Origin of the sequence: Nocardia sp. NPDC050630 (assembly GCF_044457245.1) — a bacterium.
Classification (GTDB): domain Bacteria; phylum Actinomycetota; class Actinomycetes; order Mycobacteriales; family Mycobacteriaceae; genus Nocardia.
This window is the reverse complement of the sequence record NZ_JBITGN010000002.1, coordinates 515,325-541,978: the sequence shown is the minus strand read 5'-3', so window position 1 is coordinate 541,978 and position 26,654 is coordinate 515,325. Positions and strand designations below refer to the sequence as shown.

24 protein-coding genes are annotated in these 26,654 nt (G+C 65.1%); 12 read left to right on the top strand and 12 right to left on the bottom strand.

The annotated features are described in order from the left end of the window. Positions 1 to 94: 94 nt before the first annotated feature. Both ACIBG0_RS09920 and ACIBG0_RS09915 read left to right on the top strand, forming a co-directional pair. The gene (locus tag ACIBG0_RS09920; protein ID WP_397031234.1) at positions 95 to 2,857 is read left to right on the top strand and encodes an FAD-binding and (Fe-S)-binding domain-containing protein; all 2,763 of its coding nucleotides are present in this window, start codon (positions 95 to 97) and stop codon (positions 2,855 to 2,857) included. Between the two features lie 313 nt (positions 2,858 to 3,170). Then, positions 3,171 to 4,118: a DNA-3-methyladenine glycosylase family protein gene (locus ACIBG0_RS09915; RefSeq protein ID WP_397031023.1), complete on the top strand. Its 948-nt coding sequence runs from the start codon at positions 3,171 to 3,173 to the stop codon at positions 4,116 to 4,118. A 152-nt stretch (positions 4,119 to 4,270) separates the two neighbouring features. On the opposite strand, the gene ACIBG0_RS09910 is transcribed toward ACIBG0_RS09915, so the two are convergent. Both ACIBG0_RS09910 and ACIBG0_RS09905 read right to left on the bottom strand, forming a co-directional pair. Then, positions 4,271 to 4,477, bottom strand: a complete 207-nt coding sequence (locus ACIBG0_RS09910) for a hypothetical protein (RefSeq protein WP_397031021.1) — start codon at positions 4,475 to 4,477, stop codon at positions 4,271 to 4,273. Further along, on the bottom strand, positions 4,477 to 4,767 hold the full coding sequence (locus tag ACIBG0_RS09905; RefSeq protein ID WP_397031019.1) for a hypothetical protein: 291 nt from the start codon (positions 4,765 to 4,767) through the stop codon (positions 4,477 to 4,479). Before ACIBG0_RS09905 ends, ACIBG0_RS09910 begins: the two co-directional genes overlap by 1 nt. 408 nt (positions 4,768 to 5,175) lie before the next feature. Here ACIBG0_RS09905 and ACIBG0_RS09900 point away from each other — a divergent pair, with 408 nt between their 5' ends. The 4 genes from ACIBG0_RS09900 (at position 5,176) to ACIBG0_RS09885 (ending at position 6,899) form a co-directional block, all read left to right on the top strand. Continuing rightward, positions 5,176 to 6,105, top strand: a complete 930-nt coding sequence (locus ACIBG0_RS09900) for a helix-turn-helix domain-containing protein (RefSeq protein ID WP_397031018.1) — start codon at positions 5,176 to 5,178, stop codon at positions 6,103 to 6,105. Then, positions 6,102 to 6,299, top strand: coding sequence for a DUF397 domain-containing protein (locus tag ACIBG0_RS09895; protein ID WP_397031016.1), 198 nt, complete (start codon positions 6,102 to 6,104; stop codon positions 6,297 to 6,299). Before ACIBG0_RS09900 ends, ACIBG0_RS09895 begins: the two co-directional genes overlap by 4 nt. 12 nt (positions 6,300 to 6,311) lie before the next feature. Beyond that, positions 6,312 to 6,539, top strand: coding sequence for a DUF397 domain-containing protein (locus tag ACIBG0_RS09890; protein ID WP_397031014.1), 228 nt, complete (start codon positions 6,312 to 6,314; stop codon positions 6,537 to 6,539). A 237-nt stretch (positions 6,540 to 6,776) separates the two neighbouring features. Then, positions 6,777 to 6,899, top strand: coding sequence for a hypothetical protein (locus ACIBG0_RS09885; RefSeq protein ID WP_397031013.1), 123 nt, complete (start codon positions 6,777 to 6,779; stop codon positions 6,897 to 6,899). A gap of 55 nt (positions 6,900 to 6,954) precedes the next feature. Here ACIBG0_RS09885 and ACIBG0_RS09880 read toward each other — a convergent pair whose 3' ends face one another. From ACIBG0_RS09880 to ACIBG0_RS09855, 6 genes are all read right to left on the bottom strand, one after another. Beyond that, a complete protein-coding gene (locus ACIBG0_RS09880; protein ID WP_397031012.1) occupies positions 6,955 to 7,701 on the bottom strand; it encodes a succinate dehydrogenase/fumarate reductase iron-sulfur subunit in 747 nt (248 codons plus the stop codon). A gap of 2 nt (positions 7,702 to 7,703) precedes the next feature. Beyond that, positions 7,704 to 9,644 (bottom strand): fumarate reductase/succinate dehydrogenase flavoprotein subunit, encoded by a 1,941-nt coding sequence (locus ACIBG0_RS09875; protein WP_397031011.1) that lies wholly within the window; start codon positions 9,642 to 9,644, stop codon positions 7,704 to 7,706. Between the two features lie 30 nt (positions 9,645 to 9,674). Continuing rightward, positions 9,675 to 10,505 (bottom strand): hypothetical protein, encoded by an 831-nt coding sequence (locus ACIBG0_RS09870; protein WP_397031009.1) that lies wholly within the window; start codon positions 10,503 to 10,505, stop codon positions 9,675 to 9,677. Positions 10,506 to 10,871: 366 nt separating this feature from the next. Next, positions 10,872 to 11,159, bottom strand: coding sequence for a hypothetical protein (locus tag ACIBG0_RS09865; protein ID WP_397031007.1), 288 nt, complete (start codon positions 11,157 to 11,159; stop codon positions 10,872 to 10,874). Between the two features lie 228 nt (positions 11,160 to 11,387). Then, positions 11,388 to 12,386, bottom strand: a complete 999-nt coding sequence (locus ACIBG0_RS09860; protein ID WP_397031005.1) for an alpha/beta fold hydrolase — start codon at positions 12,384 to 12,386, stop codon at positions 11,388 to 11,390. A gap of 410 nt (positions 12,387 to 12,796) precedes the next feature. Further along, a complete protein-coding gene (locus tag ACIBG0_RS09855; protein ID WP_397031003.1) occupies positions 12,797 to 14,755 on the bottom strand; it encodes an acyl-CoA dehydrogenase family protein in 1,959 nt (652 codons plus the stop codon). A gap of 274 nt (positions 14,756 to 15,029) precedes the next feature. Between ACIBG0_RS09855 and ACIBG0_RS09850 the strand changes: the two genes are divergently transcribed. After that, the gene (locus ACIBG0_RS09850) at positions 15,030 to 16,409 is read left to right on the top strand and encodes a protein kinase (RefSeq protein ID WP_397031001.1); all 1,380 of its coding nucleotides are present in this window, start codon (positions 15,030 to 15,032) and stop codon (positions 16,407 to 16,409) included. A gap of 110 nt (positions 16,410 to 16,519) precedes the next feature. On the opposite strand, the gene ACIBG0_RS09845 is transcribed toward ACIBG0_RS09850, so the two are convergent. Further along, complete coding sequence (locus ACIBG0_RS09845; protein WP_397030999.1) at positions 16,520 to 17,701, bottom strand: AAA family ATPase; 1,182 nt, start codon at positions 17,699 to 17,701, stop codon at positions 16,520 to 16,522. A gap of 92 nt (positions 17,702 to 17,793) precedes the next feature. On the opposite strand from ACIBG0_RS09845, the gene ACIBG0_RS09840 reads away from it, so the two are divergent. From ACIBG0_RS09840 to ACIBG0_RS09830, 3 genes are all read left to right on the top strand, one after another. Beyond that, positions 17,794 to 18,060 (top strand): hypothetical protein, encoded by a 267-nt coding sequence (locus ACIBG0_RS09840; RefSeq protein WP_397030997.1) that lies wholly within the window; start codon positions 17,794 to 17,796, stop codon positions 18,058 to 18,060. Positions 18,061 to 18,444: 384 nt separating this feature from the next. Further along, positions 18,445 to 19,113, top strand: a complete 669-nt coding sequence (locus ACIBG0_RS09835) for a C40 family peptidase (protein WP_397030995.1) — start codon at positions 18,445 to 18,447, stop codon at positions 19,111 to 19,113. 53 nt (positions 19,114 to 19,166) lie between these two features. Next, the gene (locus ACIBG0_RS09830; RefSeq protein ID WP_397031232.1) at positions 19,167 to 19,586 is read left to right on the top strand and encodes an RNA-binding S4 domain-containing protein; all 420 of its coding nucleotides are present in this window, start codon (positions 19,167 to 19,169) and stop codon (positions 19,584 to 19,586) included. 204 nt (positions 19,587 to 19,790) lie between these two features. Here ACIBG0_RS09830 and ACIBG0_RS09825 read toward each other — a convergent pair whose 3' ends face one another. The 3 genes from ACIBG0_RS09825 to ACIBG0_RS09815 form a co-directional block, all read right to left on the bottom strand. After that, positions 19,791 to 19,988 (bottom strand): hypothetical protein, encoded by a 198-nt coding sequence (locus tag ACIBG0_RS09825; protein ID WP_397030993.1) that lies wholly within the window; start codon positions 19,986 to 19,988, stop codon positions 19,791 to 19,793. A 173-nt stretch (positions 19,989 to 20,161) separates the two neighbouring features. Beyond that, positions 20,162 to 21,847 carry a fatty acyl-AMP ligase gene (locus ACIBG0_RS09820; protein WP_397030991.1) on the bottom strand — a complete coding sequence of 562 codons (1,686 nt, stop codon included), beginning with the start codon at positions 21,845 to 21,847 and terminating at the stop codon, positions 20,162 to 20,164. After that, positions 21,844 to 25,983 (bottom strand): SDR family NAD(P)-dependent oxidoreductase, encoded by a 4,140-nt coding sequence (locus tag ACIBG0_RS09815; protein WP_397030989.1) that lies wholly within the window; start codon positions 25,981 to 25,983, stop codon positions 21,844 to 21,846. Before ACIBG0_RS09815 ends, ACIBG0_RS09820 begins: the two co-directional genes overlap by 4 nt. A gap of 316 nt (positions 25,984 to 26,299) precedes the next feature. Here ACIBG0_RS09815 and ACIBG0_RS09810 point away from each other — a divergent pair, with 316 nt between their 5' ends. Continuing rightward, positions 26,300 to 26,446 carry a hypothetical protein gene (locus tag ACIBG0_RS09810; RefSeq protein WP_397030988.1) on the top strand — a complete coding sequence of 49 codons (147 nt, stop codon included), beginning with the start codon at positions 26,300 to 26,302 and terminating at the stop codon, positions 26,444 to 26,446. A 21-nt stretch (positions 26,447 to 26,467) separates the two neighbouring features. Continuing rightward, the coding region (locus ACIBG0_RS09805) for a hypothetical protein (RefSeq protein WP_397030986.1) at positions 26,468 to 26,654 on the top strand (187 nt) is incomplete at its 3' end.

Sequence of the window (26,654 nt, the reverse complement as noted above, 5' to 3'; positions counted from 1 at the left end):
ATTCGGAGCAGAGTACGGCTCGGGACAAAGGGGCCGGATGCGGCGCGTGGTCGCGGATGTGCGTGCATAGGCTGGTGGGGTGAGCGAGGACCAGATGTCCGATGCGTTGCGTCGCAAGATCGCGGGTGAGGTCGACACGTCATTGCGTCGGCGTGCCGAGTACTCCTCCGATGCGTCGAACTATCGGGTGCTCCCGGTCGCGGTCGTCTTTCCGCGGGGTGGCGAGGATGTGGCGCGCACGCTCGAATTCGCTCGCGGTAATGGTCTGACGGTTACCGCGCGGGGTGCGGGGACTTCGGTCGCGGGTAATGCTGTCGGGCCAGGGATCGTGGTGGACTTCAGTCGGTATATGAATGGCATCGGTGAGCTGGATCCGCAACGGCGCCTCGCGCGCGTCCAGCCCGGTGTCGTCCTTGCCGAATTGCAGCGCAAGGCGGGGGTGCACGGGCTGCGGTTCGGGCCCGATCCGTCGACGCAGAATCGCTGCACGCTGGGCGGGATGATCGGCAACAATGCGTGCGGACCGCATGCTGTGGCGTGGGGGCGCACCTCGGATAATGTGCGTGAGCTGCGCGTTCTCGATGGGACGGGAGCCGAGCGGACGCTTGCGGGCGACCTGTCCGAAATTCCGGGCCTACCCGAATTCACCAGGTCGAGTCTCGCGGTGATCCGCACCGAACTCGGCCGATTCGATCGGCAGGCCTCCGGCTATGGGCTGGAACATCTACTGCCGGAACGTGGTTCGGCGGTCGCGAAGTCATTCGTCGGCACCGAGGGGACCTGCGGTTTGCTGCTCGAAGCGACGGTAGATCTGGTCCCGCTACCGCGGGCAACCGTCCTCACCGTGCTCGGCTATCCCGATATCGCCACGGCCGCAGACGATGTCGCGGCGGTAATGGCCTGCGATCCGATTGCCGTGGAGGGCATCGATGCGCGACTCGTCGATATCGTGCGCGTACATCGCGGGGCCACCAGCGGTGTGCCGCAACTGCCGCGCGGTAGCGGTTGGCTGTTCGTCGAGTCCGCCGGTGATACGCCCGCCGAGGCGTATGCCGCGGCCGAGAAGCTCTGCCGGAGCGTCGATGCGCTGGACTCCAGGATCGTCACCGATCCCGGTGTCGCCGCGGCACTGTGGCGAATCAGGGCGGAGGGCGCCGGACTGGCGGGTCGCACTCCGGCGGGTCATCCGGCCTGGCCGGGCTGGGAGGATGCGGCCGTCCCGCCGGAGCATCTCGGTGCGTATCTGCGTGACTTCGCCGCGCTGACAAAAGACCACGGCGTGGACGGACTGCTCTACGGTCACGTCGGCGACGGCTGCATCCACGTCCGCCTCGATCTGCCGATCGCGAATGCGCCGCAACGCTTTCGGAACTTCATCCACGATGCGGCCGAGCTCGTGGTCCGCTACGGCGGTTCGCTGTCCGGCGAGCACGGCGACGGCCGGGCCCGCTCGGAGTTGCTCTCGCTCATGTACTCCCAGGACGCACTCGACGTATTCGCGGGTTACAAGGCGCTTTTCGATCCGGACGATGCGCTGAACCCCGGCGTCCTGGTCGCTGCGCGGCCCATCGATGCCGATCTGCGGCTCGTCGGAGTGCGGCCGGTCGGTGGGCGTGGTTTCGCATTTCCGCACGACAATGCCGATATCGCCACCGCCGTGCATCGCTGCGTCGGTATCGGCAAATGCCGCGCCGACACCCGCGCGTCCGGTGGTTTCATGTGCCCGTCGTATCTGGCCACCGCCGACGAGAAGGACAGCACCCGCGGCCGCGCGCGCGTGCTGCAGGAGGTGGTGCGCGGCGCACTCCCGTGGTCGTCGGATGCGGTCGCCGAATCGCTCGATCTGTGCCTGTCCTGCAAGGCGTGTCGCTCCGACTGCCCGGCCGGGGTCGATATGGCGACCTATAAATCCGAGGTACTCCACCGCCGCTACCGGCACCGGCCGCGGCCCATCGATCACTACGCACTGGGATGGCTGCCGCGCTGGCTCGGTGTCGCGGGTCGCATGCCGCGAGCCGCGAACGCGCTGGCCGAAATCGGATGGTTGCGTCGAATCGGCTTGCGCGTGGGCGGAATTGATCCGAGACGTGACCTACCGCGACTCGCCGACCGCAGTTTCCGCAGGATCTGGCAGGCCCGGGGCGAGTCGGCCGGGGCCCCCGAAGTGCTGCTGTGGATCGATACCTTCACCGATGCCTTCGACCCCGAGGTAGCCCAGGCCGCAGTACAACTGATGGAATCCCTCGGCTACCGAGTCCGAATACCACGGCGACGCGTGTGCTGCGGCCTCACCTGGATCAGTACTGGACAACTCGATGGCGCTCGGGCCCGGCTGCGCGCGACATTGGCCGAACTGGACGAACATGTGCGCGGCGGCGGCATTATCGTCGGCCTCGAGCCGTCCTGCACCGCGGTGCTGCGCGTGGATCTGCCGGAACTGCTACCGGAGGACCCACGCGCGACCGCGACCGCCGCCGCCGTGCGCACCCTCGCCGAATTCCTTGCCGAACAGCCGAACTGGCGGCCGCCAGCGCGACCGGGACAGTCGGTAGTCGTCCAACCGCATTGCCATCACCATGCCGTACTCGGCTTCGACGAAGATCGCCGAATATTAGCTAGCATGCGGATAAATGTGACTGAGGTCACCGGATGCTGCGGTCTGGCCGGAAACTTCGGAATGCAATCCGGCCATTACGACATTTCGGTCGCGGTTGCCGAGAATGGCTTGCTCCCGGCATTGCGGAATGCCGACGGCGATTCGATCTTGATAGCCGATGGGTTCTCGTGCCGAACCCAGGCCATGCAGCTGAGCGGCCGCCGAGGACTACACCTCGCGCAATTCCTGCTCGGCGAATGAGACTCAGCTGCCGAACGGCAGCGTGCCGGGCGGAATCTGGTAGCCCGAGCTGCCCGCGGAAACCCCGCCCCAGGCATTGAGCAACCAGTTGAGCACGTTGGTGATCATTTCATACCTCCGTTATGGCGACTGCCAGCTGTTTGCCGAACGCAACAATATCGCCGCACTTATTCGGCGCGTTACAAAATGGCGGCTATCTGCGATTATGCCGAATCTGTATGGAAAATCGCACATTCGGGCCGAAACAATTGTGAGCCGGGCAACATTGCAGGCCGGCGTGCTCGCCGCGCACCCTCCGGGGCACAATGAGGCGGTGCGCAATCAGACGGCCGCGCCGGACCTGAGCCCGACCAGCCTGACCAGGACGATCACGGCCGAACGGCCGATCGATCTCGCGTCCACCCTAGCGCCCCTTTCCCGCGGCCACGGCGACCCATGTCACCAGGTCACCCACGATGGCGCGCACTGGCACGCCTCCCGGATGCCCGCTGGCCCGGTCACCTACCGCCTGACCCAGGGCGATCGCCACACCGTCGACGCCCGCGCCTGGGGTCCGGGTGCGGCCGAATTCCTCGACGGTCTGGACCACATGCTGTGCCTGGACGAGGATGTCTCCGACTTCGCCCCCGAACATCCGAAGCTCGTCGACGCGCACCGCCGTTTCCCCGGACTACGCATGCTACGCACCGGCCTGGTATTCGAAGCCTTGGTACCTGCCGTGCTGGAACAGAAGGTGCACACCGTCTCCGCCCGTGCGTCCTGGCGAAAGCTGGTGCGACAGTTCGGATCTCCCGCGCCCGGCCCGGCACCCGCCGGACTGCTGTTGCCACCTGATGCCGACACCTGGCGCAAGATCCCGTCCTGGACCTGGCATCGCGCCAATGTCGGACCACAGCGCGCGCAGACGATCGTGCGCGCGGCCCGGGTGGCGGACGCGCTGGAACGGGCGGCGGCCGAAAGTCCGGCCGAAGCCGCCCGTCGCCTGCGCACGGTGCCCGGTATCGGGGTGTGGACCGCCGCCGAGATCGGGCAGCGCGCCTTCGGCGACGCGGATGCCCTCTCGGTCGGCGACTACCACTTGGCTGCCATCGTCGGCTGGACGCTGCTCGGCGAGCCCATCGACGACGACGCCATGATCGAATATCTGGAACCGCTACGGCCACATCGCTATCGGGCTGTCCGCCTGCTGGAGATCAGCGGTTACGCGCACAAGCCGAAGTTCGGTCCGCGCACCCCGCTCACCGATCACACCTGGCACTGAACGGATCCGCCGGACCACTCGTTTCGGCAGGCCGTATTTCGTCCGCGCGACAGTGTTACGTCGATGTGCCAGGGATTCGGCGGTCACCCAGCGCAGCACGCGAAGGCAGTCGGCGAGCACCTCGGGTATGCCCGGTGGCTCGGCAACGGGCCTCATAACGGCAGGGCGCGCTCGTCCAGCACACATCTGCCCGCCTCGACCAGCGTGGTCCGCGCCGCACGGCGGACCAGGCATCGGTCGACGGTGCAGTCGATATGTAACTGCATTGCGGCGTGGGCTTGTTGGTTGGTCAGCACGCCGGGGTCGTTTCCGCAGGCCAATAGGGATGCGACGGGCAGGTGCAGGTTGGTGAGTTGCATCAGGCGACCTCCGCCCGGCGGCGCACCGCCCGGACTTGTCGGGTGTACCGGGAGATCGGTCCCTGATCCCAGGGTGCCTGTCGAATCGCCATCCCCAACGCCTCGAGTACGGTCAGGCCGACCTCGTCCGCGAGATCGCCGACCGCGGCGAACAGCGATGGCACCACCTCAGCAACCTTCAGTGCGGCGACCGCCTGGTCGCAGGTCAGCGTGCGTCCGGGCAAATAGGAAACCACCCAGCTCTCGTGCCCGACGCTGCGGGCGCGATGTGGGGTCAAATCGCTGGTCATCAAGGACGACGCTATGACACTTACAGCCATGACTCCTCGTTCCTACGTGCGATTCCTGATGCGTGCCCGGAGGTTTCACAGGAGGAGGGAAAGGCGCCTGTTCCGCTCCGGGCACACTCCCAGCACACCATCGCGGCGGGTCGCGAACAGCGTCCTTCGTGGATATCCAAAGATTTGAGGCGAATTCCCAGCACAAAACCCAGCACGGAAGGGAGGATTCTCCATAGTGGACGAAAGAGCCCTCTGCCCAAGCGAAGTGACGGGGAACCGAGCTTGTGGGGTCACCCCGGAGCAACCGCTGGGTTTGCATCCGCGCCCGCGACGTGAGCGGCGGGCCAGGAGGTGGGAGCCTGCGTTACCACGCCAGGGACCCGAGTAGTCGCAGTTGCATACAGAACGGAGCGTGCTGTGTCAGCGAATTCGGCAAGAGCGTCGGAAACCCCGGATCGGCCAACCTCAGAGAACGCCGCCTCCACTCTACCCAGGCGCCAGCTCGGCAGGTACCTCCGAGACTGGCGCACCCAGTCGGGTCTCACCATCGCGGAAGCGTCCAGGTTGATGGAGTGGGGCGCAAGCACGTTGCAGCGCTTGGAAAAAGGCCAGGCCGACCGCATCCGAACCATCGATATCCAAGAACTGTGTCGCATCTACGGCATACCGGACGAATTGTCCGACGGTCTGAAGGGCCTGGCCCAGCAAGCCGCCGTCAAGAGCTGGTGGCATGCCTACGGCGATCTCATCCCCGAAAACTTCGATGTCTATGTCGGTTTGGAGGCGTCGGCGCAGAAGCTCACCTCCTACCAGTCCGAAATCGTACTCGGCCTGCTGCAGATCGCCGACTACGCCAGAGCCCTCAATCGTCTTGGTTATCCCGATGATTCGGAAATCGAGATCGAGCGCCGGGTCCAATTGCGGATGCAGCGCCAAGCGTTGATCACCCGCAAGGTCGCACCGGCGACGGTGAATGTGATCCTGCACGAGTCGGTTTTGCATCGCGTGGTCGGTGGCGCCAAAGTGATGGCGGCGCAGCTACGTCATCTTGCCGATATCAGCACCCAACCCAATATCTCCCTGCGTATCCTGCCGTTCGCGGCCGGTGTTCCGCTCGGAGTGTCCACCGGACCGTTCACGATTCTCGAATTCGGTATCGATGGCAAGGGCCAGCCGATCGAGCCGCCGGTGGTGTACGCGGAGGGTTTTACGGGGGATCTCTACCTCGAAAGACATGCTGATGTTCGGCGGTACGATCGTGCGCACGAGTGCCTCCAGCGCTATGCGCTGGATATTCAACCCAGTAGACATCTGCTCCGGCAGATAGCGAAGGAGTATGTGGCATGAGTTCGGATTTGGTTGGCGCGCAGTGGTTCAAGAGCACCCGCAGCGGTGCCGGCAAGGACTGCGTCGAGGTCGCCTTTCTAGCGGGCGGCGGGGTCGGCGTGCGTGACAGCAAAAATCCCGGCGGACCTGCCCTGGTCTTCGACAGGGGCGCATGGGACGCTTTCACCGCAGGTGTTGCGGGCGGCGAGTTCTGAGGAGTTGCGGGCGTGAGCATCAATGAGGGCGCGAAAGTAGATTTGACCGGCGCGGTCTGGCGTAAGGCCGGGGAGGGCGCGGGTAAAGATAGCGTCGAGGTGGCGCTATTGGATGCCGGGCACGTCGCGCTGCGCGACGGTAAGGATCCGGACGGGCCGGTTCTGGTCTTCACTCCCGGTGAGTGGGCCGCCTTCACGGCGGGTGTGCACGATGGTGAGTTCGACCGGCCCAAGTCGTAGGGCGATCGACCCGGCGGTGCCCTGCCCGCCGGGTCCGGTCGTGTGACGGCGGATCGAGCCCCGCTGTATTTGATCGGATGTGCTCGCCGAAGATCACGAAATAGCGCAGATTCGACAACGAAATTGCGTTTGCCGAAGGCTATTACGGGTAGCCCACTTCTTGTGGACCGTGGGCTCAAGAGTTCCCATCCGCGGTACAAGAAACTGCGGCCGGGCGATTGGATTGAATGGCTGATCGTGGCATTGCTTTTCGCGGTGTCCGCGGTCGGGGTATTCGTCCTGACCGGGTCGTTCCTGTCGGCACTTTTCGTCGGCGTGCTTGTGTGGGTCGTCGCCGTGAGTGTTGTCGCGTTGATATAAGGGTGCGCCGACCGGCCGGGTATTCCTACCCCGGCCGGTGCTCCGATTCGGTTGATCAGCGCCGGAAGAGCTTGTTGCCCAACCAGACCAGCGGATCGTACTTCTTGTCCGCCACCCGTTCCTTCATCGGAATCAGGGCATTATCGGTGATCTTGATATGTTCCGGGCAGACCTCGGTACAGCATTTGGTGATATTGCAGAGTCCGAGCCCCTGTTCTTCCTGCGCCAGCTCGCGACGGTCGGCCACATCGAGCGGATGCATTTCCAATTCGGCGATCCGCATCAGGAACCGCGGTCCGGCGAACGCCTCCTTGTTCTCTTCGTGGTCGCGGACCACGTGACAGGTGTTCTGGCACAGGAAGCATTCGATGCACTTGCGGAACTCCTGGGAGCGCTCCACATCGACCTGCTGCATCCGGTAGTCGCCCGGCTTCAGATCCACCGGCGGCGTGAAAGACGGTATCTCCCTGGCCTTCTGGTAGTTGAATGACACATCGGTCACCAAATCCCGGATCACCGGGAAGGTGCGCATCGGCGTGACGGTGATCAACTCGTCCGGCTGGAAGGTCGACATCCGGGTCATGCACAGCAGCCGTGGCCGACCGTTCACCTCGGCCGAACACGAACCGCATTTACCCGCTTTACAATTCCATCGCACCGCGAGATCCGGGGCCTGGGTGGCCTGCAGGCGGTGGATGATGTCGAGCACCACCTCACCCTCGTTCACCTGCACGGTGAAGTCTTGCAATTCCCCGCCGTCGATATCACCGCGCCACACGCGGAATTTGGCGTCGTAACCCATTCCTACGCCTCGCCTTCCGTGGCTGAAACCGAACCTGCCGGATGGGAGGCGAGTTCGGCTGGGTTGTAATACTTTTCGAGCTCACCCAGATCGAAGAGCGCGAGCAGATCGGCCCGCATCGGGATCTGGTCCTCCGGGGTGACCCGCACGCCGGGCACCGGTCCGTCCGCATCGGCGGGATCGATCGCGCACACCAGCAACCTGTTGCGCCACTCCGGATCCATTGCGGGGAAATCATCGCGGGTGTGTCCGCCGCGACTTTCGGTTCGCAAAAGTGCCGCCTGCGCGACACATTCGCTGATCAGCAGCATATTGCGCAGGTCGAGGGCGAGATGCCAGCCCGGATTGAACTGCCGATGGCCCTCCACCGTCACGCTGTTGAAGCGGGTCCGCAGTTCGGCGAGGCGCTCGATGGCCTCCTGCAACTCGTGCTCTTTGCGGATGATGCCGACCAGATCGTTCATGGCCTGCTGCAGATCGGTGTGCAGGGTGTAGGGGTTCTCCCCGGTCCCTTCGGTCGGCGGATCGAACGGCGCCACCGCGGCTTTCGCGGCCGCGTCGATATCGGCATCGGCCACTGCGGGGCGCGCGGACAGTTGTTCGACGTAGGTCGCGGCGCCGAGTCCGGCCCGCCGACCGAATACCAGCAGATCGGACAGCGAATTGCCGCCGAGTCGGTTCGAGCCGTGCATACCGCCGGAACACTCGCCCGCCGCGAACAAACCGGGCACGGTCGCCGCACCGGTATCCGGATCGACCTCGATGCCACCCATCACGTAGTGACACGTCGGGCCGACCTCCATCGGCTCCTTCGTAATGTCCACGTCCGCGAGCTCTTTGAACTGATGGTGCATCGAGGGCAGCCGCCGCCGGATCTCCTCGGCGGGCAGGCGCGAGGCGATATCCAGGTACACGCCACCGTGTTCGGTGCCGCGTCCCGCCTTGACCTCCGAGTTGATGGCCCGGGCCACTTCGTCGCGTGGCAGCAGATCCGGTGTGCGGCGGGCGGAGTCGTTATCGCGCAACCACTGATCGGCCTCTTCCTCGGTCTCGGCATACTGCCCCTTGAAGACCGGCGGAATGTACTCGAACATGAACCGCTTGCCTTCGGTGTTCTTGAGCACCCCGCCGTCACCGCGCACGCCCTCGGTGACCAGGATGCCCTTCACACTGGGCGGCCAGACCATGCCGGTCGGATGGAACTGCAGGAATTCCATATTGATCAGCGTCGCACCGGCCCGCAGTGCCAGCGCGTGGCCGTCACCGGTGTACTCCCACGAGTTCGAGGTGACCTTGTAGGACTTGCCGATGCCACCGGTCGCGACGACCACCGCCGGCGCCTCGAACAGCACGAACCGGCCGGACTCGCGCCAGTATCCGAACGCACCGGCGATCCGGTCGCCGTCTTTGAGCAATTCGGTGATGGTGCATTCGGCGAAAACCTTGATGCGCGACTCGTAGTCGCCGGTCTCCGCGAAATCCTCCTGCTGCAGCGAAACGATCTTCTGCTGCATGGTGCGGATGATCTCGAGTCCGGTGCGGTCGCCGACGTGGGCCAACCGCGGGTAGGTGTGGCCACCGAAGTTGCGCTGGCTGATCCGGCCGTCGGCGGTCCGATCGAACAGCGCCCCATAAGTTTCCAGTTCCCACACCCGGTCGGGCGCCTCCTGGGCATGCAATTCGGCCATGCGCCAGTTGTTGAGGAACTTGCCACCGCGCATGGTGTCCTTGAAATGGGTTTGCCAGTTGTCTTTTTCATTGGCATTACCCATCGAGGCGGCGCATCCCCCCTCGGCCATCACGGTGTGTGCCTTGCCGAACAACGACTTGCACACCACCGCGACGGAAAGACCGTGTTCGCGTGCTTCGATCACCGCGCGCAGTCCGGCGCCCCCGGCACCGATGACGACGACGTCGTACTTGTGCCGTTCCACTTCTGGCATGGCCGCGAAACTCCTGGTTTGTGAGGGCGGTTAGTTGATGAACCGCAGATCCGAAATCGTGTCGCTGGCAACCAACATGACGTAGAAGTCGGTCAGCACCAGCGTGCCGAGGGTGGTCCAGGCCAGCGCCATATGCCGAGTATTGAGCTTGGAGACCTGGGTCCAGAACCAGTACCGCACCGGGTGGGCGGAGAAGTGCTTGAGCTTGCCGCCCATGATGTGCCGGCAGGAATGGCACGACACCGTGTAGGCCCACAGCAGCACCACATTGCCGACCAGCACGATGTTGCCGAGACCGAAGCCGAAGCCGCCGGTCTTGCCATGGAACGCGGTGATCGCGTCATAGGTGTTGATCAGCGAAACCAGCACGGCCACATAGAAGAAGTAGCGGTGCACGTTCTGGATGATCAGCGGCAGTTTGGTCTCGCCGGTGTACTTGGCGTGCGGTTCGGCGACCGCGCACGCGGGCGGGGAGAACCACACCGCGCGGTAGTAGGCCTTGCGGTAGTAGTAGCAGGTGAGCCGGAAGCCGAGCAGGAACGGCAGCACCAGGAAGCCCAGCGGCAGGATGGCCGGGATATGGCCGAACCATGCGCCGAAATGGCTGGAACCCTCGACGCAGTCGCTGCTCACACAAGGTGAGTAGAACGGGGTCAGGTAGTGGTACTCCGGGACCCAATATGCCGTTCGCACATACGATCTGATCGTCGCGTAGATGACGAACGCGGCTAGTCCGACGGCCGTCACCAGTGGTGGGACCCACCACCGGTCGGTACGCAGTGTGCGCGCGGAGATGGCGGCCCTGGTCTTGTTGAAGACGCCGGTGCCCGTTTCCGGGGCGGCGGTCGGTGCGGCACTCACAGGTGGATGCCTCGCTGATCTGCTGTGCGGATGGTCCCGCGACCTCCGCAGTCGAATGTGATGCTGAGCACCATACGACACCCCCGCTATCGCTCAACGGGGTCCTGACAAAGCCGGCCCGCCCAGCGGGCCGTGATTTGTGCCACATTCGATCCAGGTTTGGTCGCAACACCGGTTCGTCAACTCGACCTTTGCGCAGGTCAGGTCGCAACCGCGCTCGACGCAACAACTGATTTCACGAGGACATGGGTAATTCGGCGGGCACGCCCAAGGGGGCGCCACGTACTCCACCGCCGGCCGCGGCGGCGAACTCCCACGCGCTTACGACCGACGAAAGGCGCGGGAGCGTCGGGACCGCGAACCGAATTACTTTGTGCGCGGGCGGGAGTGGAAGCCGAGGCCCTCGTCCTGTGCGCCCATCCATGCCGCTTCGTCGGATTTGCTGTCCGGTACGTAGATGGTCTCCTGCGGGCGGCGCACGATCTCCTGCGGGGGCGACTGCTCGAGTTCATCGGCATCGATGACGAGTCGCTCGAGATCGTTTTCCAGTCGTCGCACCGAATTGGCGTCGCCGTAGTGGGAGCGCAGTGCGCCGATGGATTGCCGGAGCTGGCCGACCGCGTAACGCAGTTCCGCTATGTCGCTGCGTGTCATCGATACCTCCTGTATTCCTTGGCGGACAGACGAACTCGATGGCTGGTTGGTTCCGTGGTCTGCCCGGGAACGCGCTCTACCGAGTCGTGTGACTCACCACACAACGTGATCTTTCACACAGTACGTGAGAATTCACGTTTTGGCTCGTGGAGCCCACAATTTCGGTGGTTCGCCCGAATATCGCCCAGCGTGGGCGACCCGGCTGTTGTGAGTTTCGACGAACGCCGGTCAGCTGGCGGTGGCGTACCCGGGGCCGTGACCGTCTATGGCGCCGATGACCCGATCGACCAGGGCGACGATGGATGACGCCACCTCCTCGGCCCGCTCCAGATGCACACTGTGCCCCGCGCCCTCGAGCCGGACCAACTGCGAGCCCGCCAGTTGCGAGGCGAGTACCACCGAATGCGCGAAGGGCACCACGATGTCGGCCGAACCGGCCAGCACCAGTGCCGGAATGCTGCCGAGTTGTTGCAGCGACGCGCTCTCGTCGAAGGCGATCATCGAGGTCAGGAAGCTCGACATGGTGAGCAGCGGGGTGTCGTTCATCATCGCCGCGGCCACCGCGACCATGCGCGGATTGGTTCGCCTGGTGCCCATATTCGCCTCGCGGGTGATCGGCTCCAAGATCCGGCGCGACAGGCGCTTGGAGGCCTGCATGAGCCGGGGCGCCCGCAGCACCGCGAACTGCAACGAGTTCACCGCGCGCCGATTCAGGAAACGGCCGAGCCCGACCTCGGTGATGCCATTAGCAGCCCCGGCGATCAGGCAGAGTCCGACCACCCGGGTGCCGATGGTCGCCGGGAACAGGCGGGAGTAGGCGAGAGTGACCATCGCACCCATGGAGTGTCCGATGAGCACGATCGGGCCGGTCGGCACGACCGAGCGAAGTACGGCATCGAGGTCGTGGCCGAGTTGATCGATGGTGTAGGTCGATGGGTGGGCGACGCCCGATTCACCATGCCCGCGGTGGTCGTAGAAGACCATCCGTACATCCGAACCGCTGTACTCACCCGCCCCGCCGGTTGCCGTGCCCCAGTGCCGCTGCAGTTGATCGCGCAGGAAAGACCAGGACTCGGTGCGCAGGCAGTGACCGTGCGCGAAGACGACGGTCAATTGCGCATCATCGGCGCCGAAGGTGCGGACGGCGATCGGGGTGCCGTCGTCGGCCGATACCGTGATCCGGTGGCCGTCGTGGTCGGCGGCTCGGCGGGCAGTCGTCGTGGACATGACGATTCTCCTGTGTCTGGTAGGACACCCGGTTCGGAGCGTTCTTGCCCGGTTGTCGAGCGGAATTCCCGCCTCGTTAGCGCGCCATACCGTCCGTTATGTACGCGTTGTCCAAATGACGCCGCTGATCGACCTGATCCGGCACGTGGGCCCTTGGATCGGTGAATCTATGAATGGATAGCTCAGGCGCTAGATTCCGGGTAGACGTCCGTGATCGACCCCGCGGCATTGCCGTCTATCGGGTAATCGATCGGATCTCCTAGAGTCCGCTAGAAATTGTTATGTGACCGTAACCATACGTGGAGTATCGAGAGTATGTCTATATCTAGAAAATTTCGGAGATAGGTAAATACTCGTCACGAAACGAGCCGTCACCCACTGATGGGTGACGGCTCGTCGCGGCTTCGCGCCTATGTACCCGCGTGGCTACCACGGGTCGACGGCAGGAACGGCCGTAGCAGATTGGTCTCGGTCGACGGACCCATCTGCCATTCCGCGATCCACGGTCCGGTGCCCTCGCTCGGATCGAAGATGCCCTCCTCCAGCCAGTCGTAGCGGCCGTCGAGGACGTTGCGGGTGAGGGTGCGATCGTCGTCGTCGGTGTTGTCCCACAGCGCGTCGAACAACTGCTTCACCCGAATCCGGGACTGCCTGCTGAAGGCGTCGGCCAGTTCCTCGGCGGCCTTGGCCTCCGGCGCGCCCGCGGAACCCAGCGCCTGCGCGCGCACGCAGGCGGCCGAGATCGCGAACAGTTCGGCGCCGATATCGACGATGCGTCCGAGGAAGTTCTGCCGGTACTCCAGGCCCGCCTGCCAGCGCGCCATCGCGTACATCAGCGATCTGGCCTGCTTGCGGGCACTGCGCTCGACGAAACGCAAATGCCGTGCCAGCGGCCCGAATTCGGCATAGGTCGCGGGCACCGTACCCGCGCCGACCGCAAGCTGCGGGAACCACTTGGCATAGAAACCACCCGCGCCGACCGCTGCCTTGGCCTTGTCCTTGAGCTCCGCATTCCGATCGACCAACGCACCGGCGGCGGCCATATGGGCATCGGCCATCTCCCTGGCGATCAGCAGCCGCATGATTTCGCTCGAACCTTCGAAGATCCGGTTGATCCGCAGATCACGGACCAGCTGTTCGGCACCGACCGCGCGCTCACCGCGGGCGCGCAGCGAGGCCGCCGTCTCGTAACCGCGCCCGCCGCGGATCTGCACGAGTTCGTCGGCGATCTGGCAGCTCATTTCGCTCGCCCAGAGCTTGGCCAGAGCCGCCTCGATGCGGATATCGTTGCGGGCCTCGTCGCACATGGTGGCCGAAAGGTCTAGTGCGGCCTCGAGTGCGTAGGTGGTGGCCGCGATGAAGGAGATCTTCTCCCCCACTGCCGCGTGCTCGCCGACCGGCCGACCCCACTGCACCCGCTGGGTGCACCACTGCCTGGCGATCTTCAGCGACCACTTCGAGGCGGCCGTACACAGCGCCGGGATGGCGAGGCGGCCAGCATTAAGCGTGGTCAGCGCGATTTTCAGGCCGTCGCCCTCGCGACCGACCAGATTGCGCTTCGGCACACGGACGTTGTGCAGTCGTGTGACCCCGTTCTCGATACCGCGCAATCCCATGAACGAATTGCGCCGCTCGACCGTGATGCCGGGCGAATCGGCCTCGACGATGAAGGCCGAGATGCCGCCCCGGTGCCCCTCGCTCTTGGGAATCCGGGCCATGACCACCAGCAATTCGGCGACCACGCCGTTGGTGGTCCACAGCTTCACGCCGTTGATCTCGTAGGCCTCGCCGTCCGCGGTAGGGGTGGCGGTGCTGGCCATGCGGGCCGGATCGGAGCCCACATCGGGTTCGGTGAGCAGGAATGCGCTGACCGCTCCCGCCGCGCAGCGCGGCAGGAATTCGGCCTTCTGTTCTGGGGTGCCTGCCAGCTTGAGCGGTTCGGGCACGCCGATCGACTGGTGCGCCGAAAGCAGGACGCCGAGACTGGGGTGCGCGGAGCCGACCAGCATCAGGGCCCGGTTGTAACCGACCTGGGACAGGCCCTGGCCGCCGTACTCTTGTGGGATTTTCAGGCCGAAGCAGCCGAGTTCGGCCAGACCCTTGACGTACTCGTCCGGAATCTTGGATTCCGCCTCGATGACGCTGCCGTCCAGCGATTCGCAGAACGGCCGCAGCCGGGCCAGATAAGCCTCGGTGCGCGCGGCGTCCTCGTCGCTGGGCTGGGGATAGGGGTGGATCAGATCGAGCCGGAATCGTCCTAGAAACATCTCCTTGGCGAACGATGGTTTCGCCCAACTGGTTTCGCGTGATTCCTCGACCAGTGCGCGGGCCTGTTCTTCGGTGGCGTCGACTTTCGCGGTAGTCGCCATGATGTCCTCCTCGGACGTGATCAGGATCACATAAGAGTGTAGGAGGGTTTGTTACCGACCGGTAGATGTTCAGGTAGAGCGTTATCTATCAACCTCTAATGATCTTGATAGATAGGCAAATGCGCTGTGACGGTTGCTCGCAGATCGCTCGAAAGGTCAGCTGACGCCTGCCGTGCGCCCGGGGCGGGAGTTGCCTTGACACCGAGCTTCGGATGTGGGGTAGTGGGCTCGAACGCGCCAGAGAACGTGGTCCGAGTTCCCTTGGAGGGTGGGGATGTCATTGCGGCCCGGGCAGGTATTCGCAGGGTATTCGATTGTGCGGCCCCTCGGTTCCGGCGGGATGGGGGCGGTCTATCTGGCCGATGATCCGGCGCTGCCGAGGCAGGTTGCACTCAAGGTACTAGCCAAGAATCTCGGCGCCAATCATCGTTATCGCAGTATCTTCCGGCGTGAGGCCGATCTGGTCTGCCGTCTGGACCATCCGAATGTCGTTTCGGTCTACAACCGGGGCGAGGAGGGTACGGCCCTGTGGATGGCGATGCAGTATGTGGATGGCACCGATGCGGGTGAGCTCATGCACTCGGAGCCTGGCGGATTGGAGCCGAAGCGGGCGGCGCGCATCGTGTGCGAGGCCGCGAAGGGGCTGCATCATGCGCATGAGCAGAATCTGCTGCACCGCGATGTCAAACCGTCGAACATCCTGGTCGCCGACGGTGTCGACAGTGAGCGTGTGCTGGTCGCCGATTTCGGACTGGCCCGCACCATCGAGGATGCCGCGACGGTCACCGAAACAGGTTGGCGCGCTTGCACTCCCGCTTTCGCCGCGCCGGAGGTGTTGCGCGGTCTAGCGGTCGATCGACGCGCGGATGTCTATTCCCTCGGGGCGACCCTGTTGGCACTGCTCACCGGGGCGAATCCGAATGGGGGAACACCGTCGCCCGGCGGCACCGAGACGGTGCGCGACACCCTCGCGCCGACTCGGGTACGTCCGGATGTTCCGCCGCCGCTGGAGGAGGTCATCGCACGGGCCATGGCGGCGGAGCCGGAACTGCGGTATCGGACCTGTCTGGAATTCGCGCGGGCGGTCGAGTCGGCGGTCAGCGATACCGCGCGCTGGCCGCACCGGTGGGGGTTGGCACGAGTGGTACGAGCGGCCCCGCGCCGTCGTCTTGCCGCTTCGACCGCGGTGGCGGCCTTGGCTATCGCGGCACTCGCGGTCGTATTCTGGCTCGTTCCGCAACGGTCCGATGGAGCGGTATCAGCGCATGTGCCGCAGACGACCGGTACTACCGCGACGCCACCGACACGGCGTTGCTATTGGCGTGTTCGGGTACCGCTCGGCACCGGAAACTTCCTCGAATTACCCAGCGGCGCAGCCGATCACGACGATTCCCGCTGCATACTCAATGAAGGTGATCAGGGTGATTCGGTGACCGCGCTGCGCCAGGCGCTGACGCTGTGCCACGGCATCGAACTCGCACCGTCGGCCGCCTACGACCTGGCGATGAAGCGTGCGATCCGGCATCTGCAGGCCGATCACGATGCACTGGTCGACGGCATCTTCGGACCGGAGACCCGGGCAAAAGCCACGTTGTGGCCGGTATACCGGGTCGAGGACGGCAGCTACGACGGCCGATGCGCCCCGGCGCCGTGAATTTACGATGACGGCGTGGTCGGTCCCGCCACTCGGCCGTCGCCGCGGAATTCGAGCACGTGGCAGGGGAATTGCGACTACCGCTATCCTCTGCCGTTCTGAGCCTTGGGCTACACGCTGCGCAAATAGCGACCGAAGTGCGGCACCGTGAATCCGATGGTGCCGCGCTCGGCCGAATAGATCAGGCCCTTCTTGATCAAACCGTCGCGCGCCGGGGAGAGTGAAGCGGGTTTGCGGCCGAGTTCATTGGCCACCGCCGCGGTCGGCACCGGACCGTCATCGCCCGCCAAATCGGCCATGGCGCGCATATATTCGCGTTCGGCGGGGGTGGCTCGCTCGTACCGGGAACCGAAGAATCCCACGGCGAGTTCCTCTTCGGCGCTCGGTGCCGCCACCTCGACATCCTCGGCGGTGATCGGGCTCTCCGGCGCCTGATCCCAGGCGGCCTTGCCGTAGGCCTGCACGAAGTAGGGATAGCCATCCGCCCGCTGGTACAGGGCATCCAGCGCTTCCTCGGTGAACTTCACCTCTTCGCGCTCGGCCGGTGCGATGAGGGCTCGATCGGCCGATTCGCGGTCCAGCCGGTCGATGCGGTGGTAGCTGAACAGTCGCTCGGAGTAGCTTTTCGAGGCGGACAGCACCGCGGGCAGGTGCGGCAGTCCGGCGCCGACCACGATCAAAGGCGCGGTGTCCTGGCTCAATTCGTGGCAGGCGCCGCAGATCGCGGAGATATCGGCGGGACCGAGATCCTGCATCTCGTCGATGAAGACCGCGATGCCGACGCCGATATCGCTGGCGAGTGCGGCCGCCTCCTTGAGCAGTTCGATCAGATCGATTTCGATATCGCCGGAATCGGCGCGACCGGTGACAGCTGGCACGTCGATACCGGGCTGCCAACGCTCGCGCATGCCCTTGTCCGCGGTGGAGCGCAGTGCGAAAGCCTTGAGTATGCCGAGGAAGTCGTCGACACGCTCCTGGTTGCGGTGCGCCATCGCGATGGCGCGCACGGCCATATGCAGTGCGGACGACAGCGGGCGGCGCAGTTCCTGATCCGGGCGGGCCTCGATTTTGCCGGTGCCCCAACCGCGTGAGCCAGCGGCGGAGCGAAGTTGATTGAGCAGAACGGTCTTTCCGACACCGCGCAATCCGGTGAGCATGACGCTGCGTTCCGGCCGACCACGCGCGATCCGCTCCAGCACAATGTCGAATGCCGTGAGTTGCTTATCGCGCCCGGCCAATTCGGGTGGGCGCTGTCCGGCTCCGGGAGCATACGGATTCCGCACGGGGTCCATGCCCACAAACCGTAGCGCGTTTCGTGAGCCGAATCTGGCTATATATACGGCGAGTCCTAGATATTGCTAGCAAACTGTCGCATGCTGAGGGCATGCCCACGGAACCACTTCCCACCCTCGCCGAGTTGGTCGAATCCTGGAAAGTTCCCGCCGAAGCCCCTGTGGCCGGCCACATTCGGTCCAACATCCTGGAGGCGATCGAGAGCGGTCTCGATGATCCGCAACTCGTCGCGGATATCGCGGTAGGGCCGCTGGTGGTGGCGCTCGGTCGGCTGGAAGTCGGCCTGGCCGATGCGCGGCGGCGGATCGACGAACTGGAGCGGGCACTCGGTCAGCGCGGTGCCGGATCCGACGGGTAGCGAATCCGGTGGACCCGATGTCACTTTCCGGCCGGGACCTCGGTTCGATAACGCGCGGCGTGACATCGATACCGTGTCGTGACCAAGTAGGCGTGTCGCAATTGCGCCGCTCGGCCTCGGATTTTTCGATCATCCACGAAGCACCTGGTCTGTGCGCTGGACAACACCGCGTCCTGGCCGTAATCTCTTCGTGACCCAGTGGAGTCTGTCGGTTCGGAAGAGAAGCGGCGCCACTGAGTTACCGCCAAAACGGCTGTCGGGACCACCATTCCGGCTGCCGTACCGGGACCCAGAGATTCAACTGGGAGTTGGGGCCGTTCTGCCGGTCCGAACCGACAGCTGACCCGGTCGGCGGGAGAGCAGAAAGATCGGAGACTCGGCTCGGTGGGTAAACACAGCTTGCAGCGGGAATCGCGGCTACCGAATTCCGTCAAGGGTGCGCTCGTCATGGGCGCGGTCGCCGCAACTACGGGTGCGATGCCCGCGATCCCCGCGATGGCAGCGACTATCAACGTCCCGGGAATCGGCGATTTCGATGTCCCGGTTCCGCCGGAATTCGATCAGCAGGCCCAGGATCTGGGTAAGCAGCTCACCCAAGCACTCGCCTCGATGCCAGCCGCGCCTGCCCCGGAGGCCGCTGCCCCGCAGGCCGCGCCGTCGCTCCCCGGCTTGTTCGCCCCCGCCATGCCGCAGATGTTCCACCAGAACACCGCCAATGACATCGCACTGGACGCCGCCAAGAGCAAGATCGGCGCGCAGTACTCCTGGGGTGCCTCCGGACCGTTCAGCTTCGACTGCTCGGGTCTGGTCCAGTGGGCCTACAAGCAGGCCGGAATCGAACTGCCGCGCACCAGCTTCGAGCAGTCGCACGTCGGCGCGCCGGTCGCATTCGAGGACCTGCAGCCCGGCGATATCGTGGTGACCAACGGCGGCGGCCACGTCGGCCTGTACGCGGGCGACGGCAAGCTGCTCAATGCGGTCCAGTCCGGTCAGCCGGTCTCCTACACCCCCCTGCGCCCCGACATGGTTGTGACGGCACGCCGTATGGTTTAAGGGTGGCATCCGCCCAACCGACGACCAAAGACACCGCCCCGACCCAGGCCCGCGTGGACTCCTGGACGTGGGCGGTGCGTCTTTTCAAGACCAGGTCCGCGGCCGCGGAGGCGTGCCGCGGCGGACACGTCCGCGTGAATGGTGTTGCGGCCAAACCGGCCCAGCAGGTTCGCCCCGGTGACGAGGTACGGGTCCGGGCGGGTGGCGTCGAACGCATCGTTATCGTGGAGCGCGTCATCACCAAGCGTGTCGGCCCTTCGATCGCCGCGCAGTGCTTGATCGACCACAGCCCGCCACCGCCGCCGCGCGAGCTTGTCCTATCCATGCCGCGGCGCGATCGCGGTTCCGGTCGACCCACCAAACGGGAACGTCGCGAGACGGATCGCCTACGCTCCCCGACCTCCCCGAATATTTTGCCGGTCGTCGGTGCCGAGCAGCCGCCGTCGCGGGCTGACCGTTGGGGTCCTGGCTGAATTCGGGCGTGCCCGCCGAGTCACCCATGCACTTGCGAAGTCAATTGTCGCCCCGGCTAGTGCCGCGTCCAGCTAGCTCGCTGCGCCACCCGCTCCGGCTGCTCGCCGAGCCGTAGTGAAACGGCGGTCGATACATGCGTGGGCGACCACCATCGGAACCGTCCGAACCATTGCTCGATACGGCTGATCTTTCTGGCTGGGTGCTTATCGGGTGTGTGCGCCGACGGTTGCGATTCGACTGGCCGCGAGTGCGGCGGCGGCGATGGTGCACAGGGCGCCGAGCATCATCGCGGATGCTTCGCCGGGTACCAGGACGTGGAGTTCTGCGCCGACGGTGACGGCCGCGACCGGCACCCCCGACTTGGGCCGCCGCGAGGGTGCCGAAGGCGATCGGCTGTCCACACAGGATCACTGGTATGTGCAAGTTCTCGCGCAGCGCGAGCAGCGGTCCGCACAGTCCGAGCGCGATGACCAGGGCGAGGGTTGCGAAGCTCATCGCGGGATGCTTGCGGTCGCCATTGGCACATCATCGCGCCTGGTGCGGACGAGCAGGGGGAGGTCGGCGGGCGTTTCCGCTATGGCTGGGTCAGGTGGCCCGCGCGGTAGAGCGCTCGGCATTCGCCGCGGCGCAGTTTGCCGCTGGAGGTCTTGGGGATCCGGCCCGGCTGGACCAGGACGACGGCTCCCGGTGTCACCTCGTGGGCGGCTGCGATGGCATTGCGGATGCGGCGGGCCAATTCCGCTGATCCGGTGGCCGCCGCGTCGGCGAGTTCGGCGACGACAACCAGATCCTCGCGGTGGCCGTCATCGTGGCCGAATGCGGTTACGTGGCCGACGCGTACTTCGGGCGCGCAGTCCGAGACCGTGGATTCGATATCGGCCGGGTAGTGGTTGCGGCCGTCGATGACGATGAGATCTTTGAGTCTGCCCGCGATGTAGAGCTGATCTTCGTGCCAGAAGCCGAGATCACCGGTGCGCAGCCAGGATTCCTCACTTCCGTCCAGGGTGGCCCGGAATGTCGCCGCGGTGGCGATTGGATTGTTGTAGTAGCCGGCGCAGACATTGGGACCGCATACCCAGATCTCGCCGACGGTGCCCGCTGCGACTTCGGTGTGCTCATCGGGATCCACCACCGCAACCTGTTGACCTACGGGTATGCCGCAGCCGACGAGTGGAACACCTCGCGGTGCGGGCTGTGCGCGTCCCTGGGCCAAGGCCATACGGTCGAAGCGATGTGTGGCTGGCTCGTCTCGTACACCACAGACGGTGACCGAGAGTGTGGCCTCGGCCAGACCGAAGCCAGGTGTGTGGGCGCGGTGTCGGAGTCCGTAGGGGGCGAAAGTTTCGGTGAAGGCGGTCAGGGCCTCGGCGCGGATCGGTTCGGCACCGTTGAGGAGTGCGTCGAGGGGGGATAGGTCCAGGCCGGCGCGTTCTACGGGAGTGGTTGCCGAGACAGCCAGGGCCAAGCCGAAATTTGGGCTGCCGGTGGTTCCCGCGCGATAGTCGCTGAGGGCGCGCAGCCAGCGAATGGGACGTTTTACGAATTCGGCTGGCGCCATGGTGATTCCGTGTACACCGGAGTAGAGCGGCAATGAAAGGGTCAGGATCAGGCCCATATCGTGGAAGAACGGGAGCCAGGAAACGATGGGTTCGGTGCGCACCGCTGGCACAGCAGTCCACAGTTGATCCAGTGCCGCAGCGAGGTTGGCGTGGGTTACTTCGACTCCTGCCGGGGTCTTGGTCGATCCGGAGGTGTACTGGAGATAGGCCGTCTCGGTTCGTTCGATGATCGGATCGGTTGCCAGGGTGGTGGTGTGCGATGGGAGTTTCAGCACTCGGCCCAGTTCCGGGCCGAGGATCTTGCCGGTAGTGGTGGTGTCGGTCGGAGAGATCAGGCTCAACGCGGGTCGGGCGTCGGCGAGTACACCATCGAGCCTGGGACGATTTCTATTGCTCGTCGGCGGAAATAACGGGACTGCGATGCGATTGCTGTAGAGACAGGCGAGAAAGGCTATGACGTAGTCGATTCCGTGCGTGCATAGAATCGCCACGCGGTCGCCCGGATCGGTTGTTGCCCTGAGTCTTTGGGCCTGTGCGCCTGCTGCGTGATGTAGTCGTTCATAGGTCAGCGTGACAGCAACGCAATCCCGTCCGTGATAACGCAACTCGGTGTACGCGCTGTCGTTGGGTTTGGTCCGCGCCCATTCGGCAACCCGCTCGGCCAGAACGTTGGTCCGCAGTGTCGTATTCGGCGAAGTCACAGCACTGCGTCGGGTCTGACGGCAGCGACTCGCTCGGCCAAGGCGGCGCCGAGTGCGGTGATGGTCGGGTGCTGGAACAGTTCGGTGGTCGAGATGCGGATATTGAGACGGGTTTCGAGGTAGCGGCGCATTTCTATACCGAGCAGTGAACTCAGGCCCAATTCGTTGAAATCGGCTTCCGGATCGAGATGGTCGGAACTCAGGTCGAGGGTGGCGGCGAGGGCGGTGCGGATGGTCGTGGTGAGCGGCTCGGTCGGACCGTGCTGCTGGGGTGCCGGATTCGGCGGTGTGGGGTCTGCTGTCGCCCGTTGGTCGGTGAGCAGACTTCGCAGGCGGGTGGCGATCGGATCGGGATCAGTGGTCGGCGTGTAGTTCAAGACGAGCAGGTAGGGCTCGTGGTAATACATGGTCTGGGCCAGTAACTCGGCGCCGCGTGGGATATCGAATGCGGAAATTCCGGCGCGTCGTAGATGTTTCGCGCCGCCCGCGCCCTCGGTGAGGCCCGCATCCCAGACACCCCAACCGATACTCGACACACGCCGCCCCGGGTGGGCGTGGGCGAGTGCGTCCATCGCGGCATTCGCGCTGGCGTAGGCGGCCTGTCCTGGTGCGCCGAGCGTGCCGGTGGCGGAGGAGAACAGCAGCACGAAGTCGGTTGGATCGGTGGCGGTGAGATCGATGAGATTGCCCGCGGCGATGACTTTCGGTGCGAACATGCGGGCGAGTTGGCGGGTGGTTACTGCTTCGAAGGCGGCGTCTTCGAGTGCGCCCGCGGCGTGCACGACACCGCGGATGGTGGAACCGCATTCGCGAACATCGTCGAGCGCGTTGGCGAGATCATCGCGGTCTGCGGCATCACAACGCACTACGACTATGCGGTCTTCGAGTCCGTCCAGGAGTGCGGGAACTGGCCTCGGTGCACGGGTGAGCACAACGACATCGTGTGCACCTGCATCGAGCAGCCAGCGCACCGCGACCGAGCCGAGCGCACCCAGACCGCCGGTGACCACATAGGTGCCGTTGGGGTCGATCCGCGTCGGGGTGGTTGATCGGGGGCGACAGTGCACGAAACGGCGGGTGGTAGTGGTATCGACTGAGATTCGCAACTCATCGGGGAGTGGGGTAGTGATGAGTTCTTGCAGTCGCGACACCACGGTCGGTGATGTATCGGTCCACACGAGTCGCACTTCGCGGCCCGATTCGAGCTGCATCGATCGCACCAGACCAGCGATTGCCATCGGTATTTCCTGTCGGCTCCTAGCGGACCGTTGGCGGTCGGTGGCGCTGGGGGATGGCAGGACGATCGTCAAGGATGCTGTGGCCGCTTCGGATTGGACGCGTTGCAGAAGATCGAGCACACGTCCGGTGGTGGCGATGACACTATTCGCGGGCTCGGTCTCGTGGTGCGTCGCGCCGGATTCGGCGGGCCAGATCACGACGACTGCCGTATTCGCGGTGCCGGTGCGTCCGGCGAGTACGGCGGAGACGATCGGACCGGCGGCATCCGGTTCGCGGGCGACGCGTTCGGTCGGCAGCGTGCGGTCGAGTTCGCTGGCCAGCCGGATGGCGAGTTGGGATTCGCCGATAACCAACGCGCGCCGCAGGTGCGTGCTTCCGTTGCGCTGGGGACTGTGCCGGAACGGTATCCACGTTTCATGGCGGAAGGGGCGGAACTGCGTTGTGGATTCGACCGTGACGAAACGGATGCGGACACCCGACAGCGCCAGCACCGGGACGCCGTGCTGATCGGTGCCGATGATGTCACCGGTCAGTTCGGTCGTCGATCGATCACGCACCAGCGCATGGGCTTCCAGCAGCACCAGGTCCGGTTCCGTGGACAGCCAGGCCGATTCGATGCCGATCGGCAGGGGAATGGCATCGGCGGGCAGATGGTCCCAGCTCGCGGCGGCAAGCAGATGCAGACAGCCATCGAGGGTCGCCGAGCGCTGTAGCGGTGCCGAATCGAACAATCCGACCGCACAATCGGACCCGGCCTCGATATCGCGCAGCACGCGGAAACCGGGACCGTAGTCGAGTTGCCGTGCGCGCAACGAGTCGTAGAAAACACCTGGCGTGAGCACTCGCATCCGCCGACGCGCGGCCCGATTTGCATCGACCACCCGCATCCATGCGACGATATCCCCGGGTGTGGGGTCACCGGCCAACCGTGCCGAAGCCAGCGTCCCGGCGCCTGTGACCTCCGCCTGCAACCTTCCAGCACCATCGGTGCGATAGGTAACAGCGGACAGCGCGCCGAGCCCGGTCCGCTCGTGCACCACGAAATCGGCGATAGCCGGCCCGTTTTCAGCCAGACCGAGCAGCCTGAGCAGCCAAAAGACCGCGGGGACGGTCGGCACGCCCTGCACGACGTGATCATGGAGATCGTCGGCGGGGAACTCGGATTCGAAGACTCCGGATGCGCTCGTATCGGCGGCATCCCGTCTGCGGCTGATGCTGGGCCCGGTGGCTGTGTTCGTGTCCTGGGCGTTTCGGCCGCGACGGGTATCGAGCTGGGCGGTCTTATTCGGGTCGCGCGTATCTCGACCGTGAATGACGTCGTGTCCGGTCGTGTCCGGGTCGTGGGCATTTCGACTGCGGACGCCATCAACTCCGATGCCTGCGCCGAAGTCGGAGACCGAGGAGTCGTCGATAGCGCGGCCGTTGATGGCGGGTTCGGTGGCACTGCGATGGCTGGTTCCGGACGCTGTGACGTGGATTGTGGTGTCGGGGATGGTATCGGATTCGGTGGCAGTGTCGCGGGCGGTGCGCGACTCTGTCGCCGCGACGGACGAGGTGCCAGGCTCCGTGGCGGCGTCCCGGATGGTGTCGGATTCGGTGACAGTGCTGCGGGTGGTGTCGGGGTCGAGGGTGGTGATCAGTGGGAACCGCCGGTGGAGCCATTGGCGGGGTGGGGGAGGGGTGGTGAAGGGGCCGTTGGCGGCCCAATTCAGTGGGCGGCCTTCGAAGTAGAGTTTGCCGAGGCAGGTCAGGAAGGTTTCGGCCTCGTTGTCGCGGGTCGTGACCGGGTGGGTGGCGTCGGCGAATTCGGGGAACTCGCGGATCGCGGGTGTCAGTACCGGATGGGGTGCGAGTTCCAGGACCGTCGCGAATCCATCGTCAGCGGATTGTTGCAATGCGGCGGCCAGTTCGACAGGTTTCGAGGCATTTTCGGCCCAGTAGTCGGCGTCCATCGCGGCCGTGGTTATCGTTTCGCGGCGACGTGCCGTGGAGTACACCGGAACGCGCGGCACCTGGGGGGTGAGTCCGTCGAGCGTGTCGACGAATTGGGGGAGCAGTGCGCCGACCTGTGGGCTGTGTGCGGCGAAGTCGACGGCGATCCGCTGCGCGAATATCTGCCTGCGCTTGGCCCGGCGGACAAGCGCGTCGATGTAACGTGGCGCGCCGGAGATCACCACCGAACGCGGTCCATTGACAGCGGCGATCGCTACTGTCGCGTGCAGTGGCTCGACCAGCCGCGCGACCTCATCCGCTGTCGCCTCCAGCAGCGCCATCGCACCGTGCCCGTCGAGCCGCGCCAGAATTCGGCTGCGCTGCACCACGACTCGGCCCGCATCCGAAAGTGATAACGCACCGCTCACCGCGGCCGCGGCCACTTCGCCGAGACTGTGGCCTACCACCGCATCCGGTTCGATGCCCCACGACGCGAGCAGTTCGGCAATGGCGACCTGGAAGGCGAAGATCGAGGGTTGCACGAGCTCAGTCGCGCTGTTGCTCGCCGAACTGCTGAGTGCGAACCCATTGCGCGGTGTCCACACTCGTCCGCCACCGGCCGCCGCAACCGCATCCGCGGCAGCGGTCACCGCATTCGCGAAGACCGGATAGCGAGCCGCCAGACCCCGCCCCATCTTGGAATACTGCCCGCCCTGGCCAGAGAACAGGAACAGCACACCTCCCCGCCGCCGCACCGAACCAGCGCCGATCACCCCGCCCCCGGATTCCCCACGCGCTAACGCCCGCAACCGATCCACCGCATCACCCAGATCCCGCGCGACCACCGCCGCCCGGGCATTCTCGGGTATCAACCGCGCCGCGGCCGCCGCGAATTGCCGAAGGATTTCACGACTGCCATTCCCTGCGCCCAAGTAGCTCGCCACAATCGCCTCGGTCGCGCCCATGCCTTCGCGCGAGGGGCTGGTTGCGCGCTCGTGTGAGCCGCTGGTTGTGCGCTCGCTAGAGCCCTCACATGACTGGCTGCTAGGGCCCTCGCGGGAACCACCGCTTGTGCCGTCGCGCGAGTCGCTCATGCGATTGTGCACAGTGCGACAAGTGACCTCACCCCGGCGGTTACCGGTTTTGTCAGGTGCGGAGCTGCTTGCGCTGATACCCGAAACGGTGTTCATGCGATCGTGCCCGGCGCTGTTGGGCCGGCTGCGTGAATCGTCGCTCGTGTCCTCGTCCGCTTCGCTTGTGCCCTCGCGCGAAACACGACTGATGCCCTCCCATCGAGCGTTGCCGGTGCCGTCTCGCGAGGCGCTGCTCGCGGCGTTGTCCGAACTGTTGCTGATGTTTTCGTGCGATGTCCAGCCGGTGTCATTATCCGAAGCGGTGATCTTGCTGGCGGCGGAGGGTTCGCTGTAATTGTTGCGCGCGGCGCTACTCATGTCTTCGCGTGCGGCGCTGTTGGGCGGCGCGGTGTTTACGCCTTGGTGTGCGGCGCTGTTGAGCTTGGTGTGCGGCGCGGTGTTCATGCCTTGGTGTGCGGCGCTGTTGAGCTTGGTGTGCGGCGCGGTGTTCATGCCTTGGTGTGCGGCGCTGTTGAGCTTGGTGTGCGGCGCGGTGTTCATGT

Bases quoted from the DNA above. Each gene is read 5' to 3' on its own strand.
- ACIBG0_RS09920 (WP_397031234.1), top strand. From the start codon at position 95: ATGTCCGATGCGTTGCGTCGCAAGATCGCGGGTGAGGTCGACACGTCA.
- ACIBG0_RS09910 (WP_397031021.1), bottom strand. From the start codon at position 4,477: ATGCAACTCACCAACCTGCACCTGCCCGTCGCATCCCTATTGGCCTGC.
- ACIBG0_RS09905 (WP_397031019.1), bottom strand. From the start codon at position 4,767: ATGACCAGCGATTTGACCCCACATCGCGCCCGCAGCGTCGGGCACGAG.
- ACIBG0_RS09895 (WP_397031016.1), top strand. From the start codon at position 6,102: ATGAGTTCGGATTTGGTTGGCGCGCAGTGGTTCAAGAGCACCCGCAGC.
- ACIBG0_RS09880 (WP_397031012.1), bottom strand. From the start codon at position 7,701: ATGGGTTACGACGCCAAATTCCGCGTGTGGCGCGGTGATATCGACGGC.
- ACIBG0_RS09875 (WP_397031011.1), bottom strand. From the start codon at position 9,644: ATGCCAGAAGTGGAACGGCACAAGTACGACGTCGTCGTCATCGGTGCC.
- ACIBG0_RS09865 (WP_397031007.1), bottom strand. From the start codon at position 11,159: ATGACACGCAGCGACATAGCGGAACTGCGTTACGCGGTCGGCCAGCTC.
- ACIBG0_RS09860 (WP_397031005.1), bottom strand. From the start codon at position 12,386: ATGTCCACGACGACTGCCCGCCGAGCCGCCGACCACGACGGCCACCGG.
- ACIBG0_RS09855 (WP_397031003.1), bottom strand. From the start codon at position 14,755: ATGGCGACTACCGCGAAAGTCGACGCCACCGAAGAACAGGCCCGCGCA.
- ACIBG0_RS09850 (WP_397031001.1), top strand. From the start codon at position 15,030: ATGTCATTGCGGCCCGGGCAGGTATTCGCAGGGTATTCGATTGTGCGG.
- ACIBG0_RS09845 (WP_397030999.1), bottom strand. From the start codon at position 17,701: ATGGACCCCGTGCGGAATCCGTATGCTCCCGGAGCCGGACAGCGCCCA.
- ACIBG0_RS09840 (WP_397030997.1), top strand. From the start codon at position 17,794: ATGCCCACGGAACCACTTCCCACCCTCGCCGAGTTGGTCGAATCCTGG.
- ACIBG0_RS09815 (WP_397030989.1), bottom strand. From the start codon at position 25,983: ATGGGCGCGACCGAGGCGATTGTGGCGAGCTACTTGGGCGCAGGGAAT.
- ACIBG0_RS09810 (WP_397030988.1), top strand. From the start codon at position 26,300: ATGCCCTCCCATCGAGCGTTGCCGGTGCCGTCTCGCGAGGCGCTGCTC.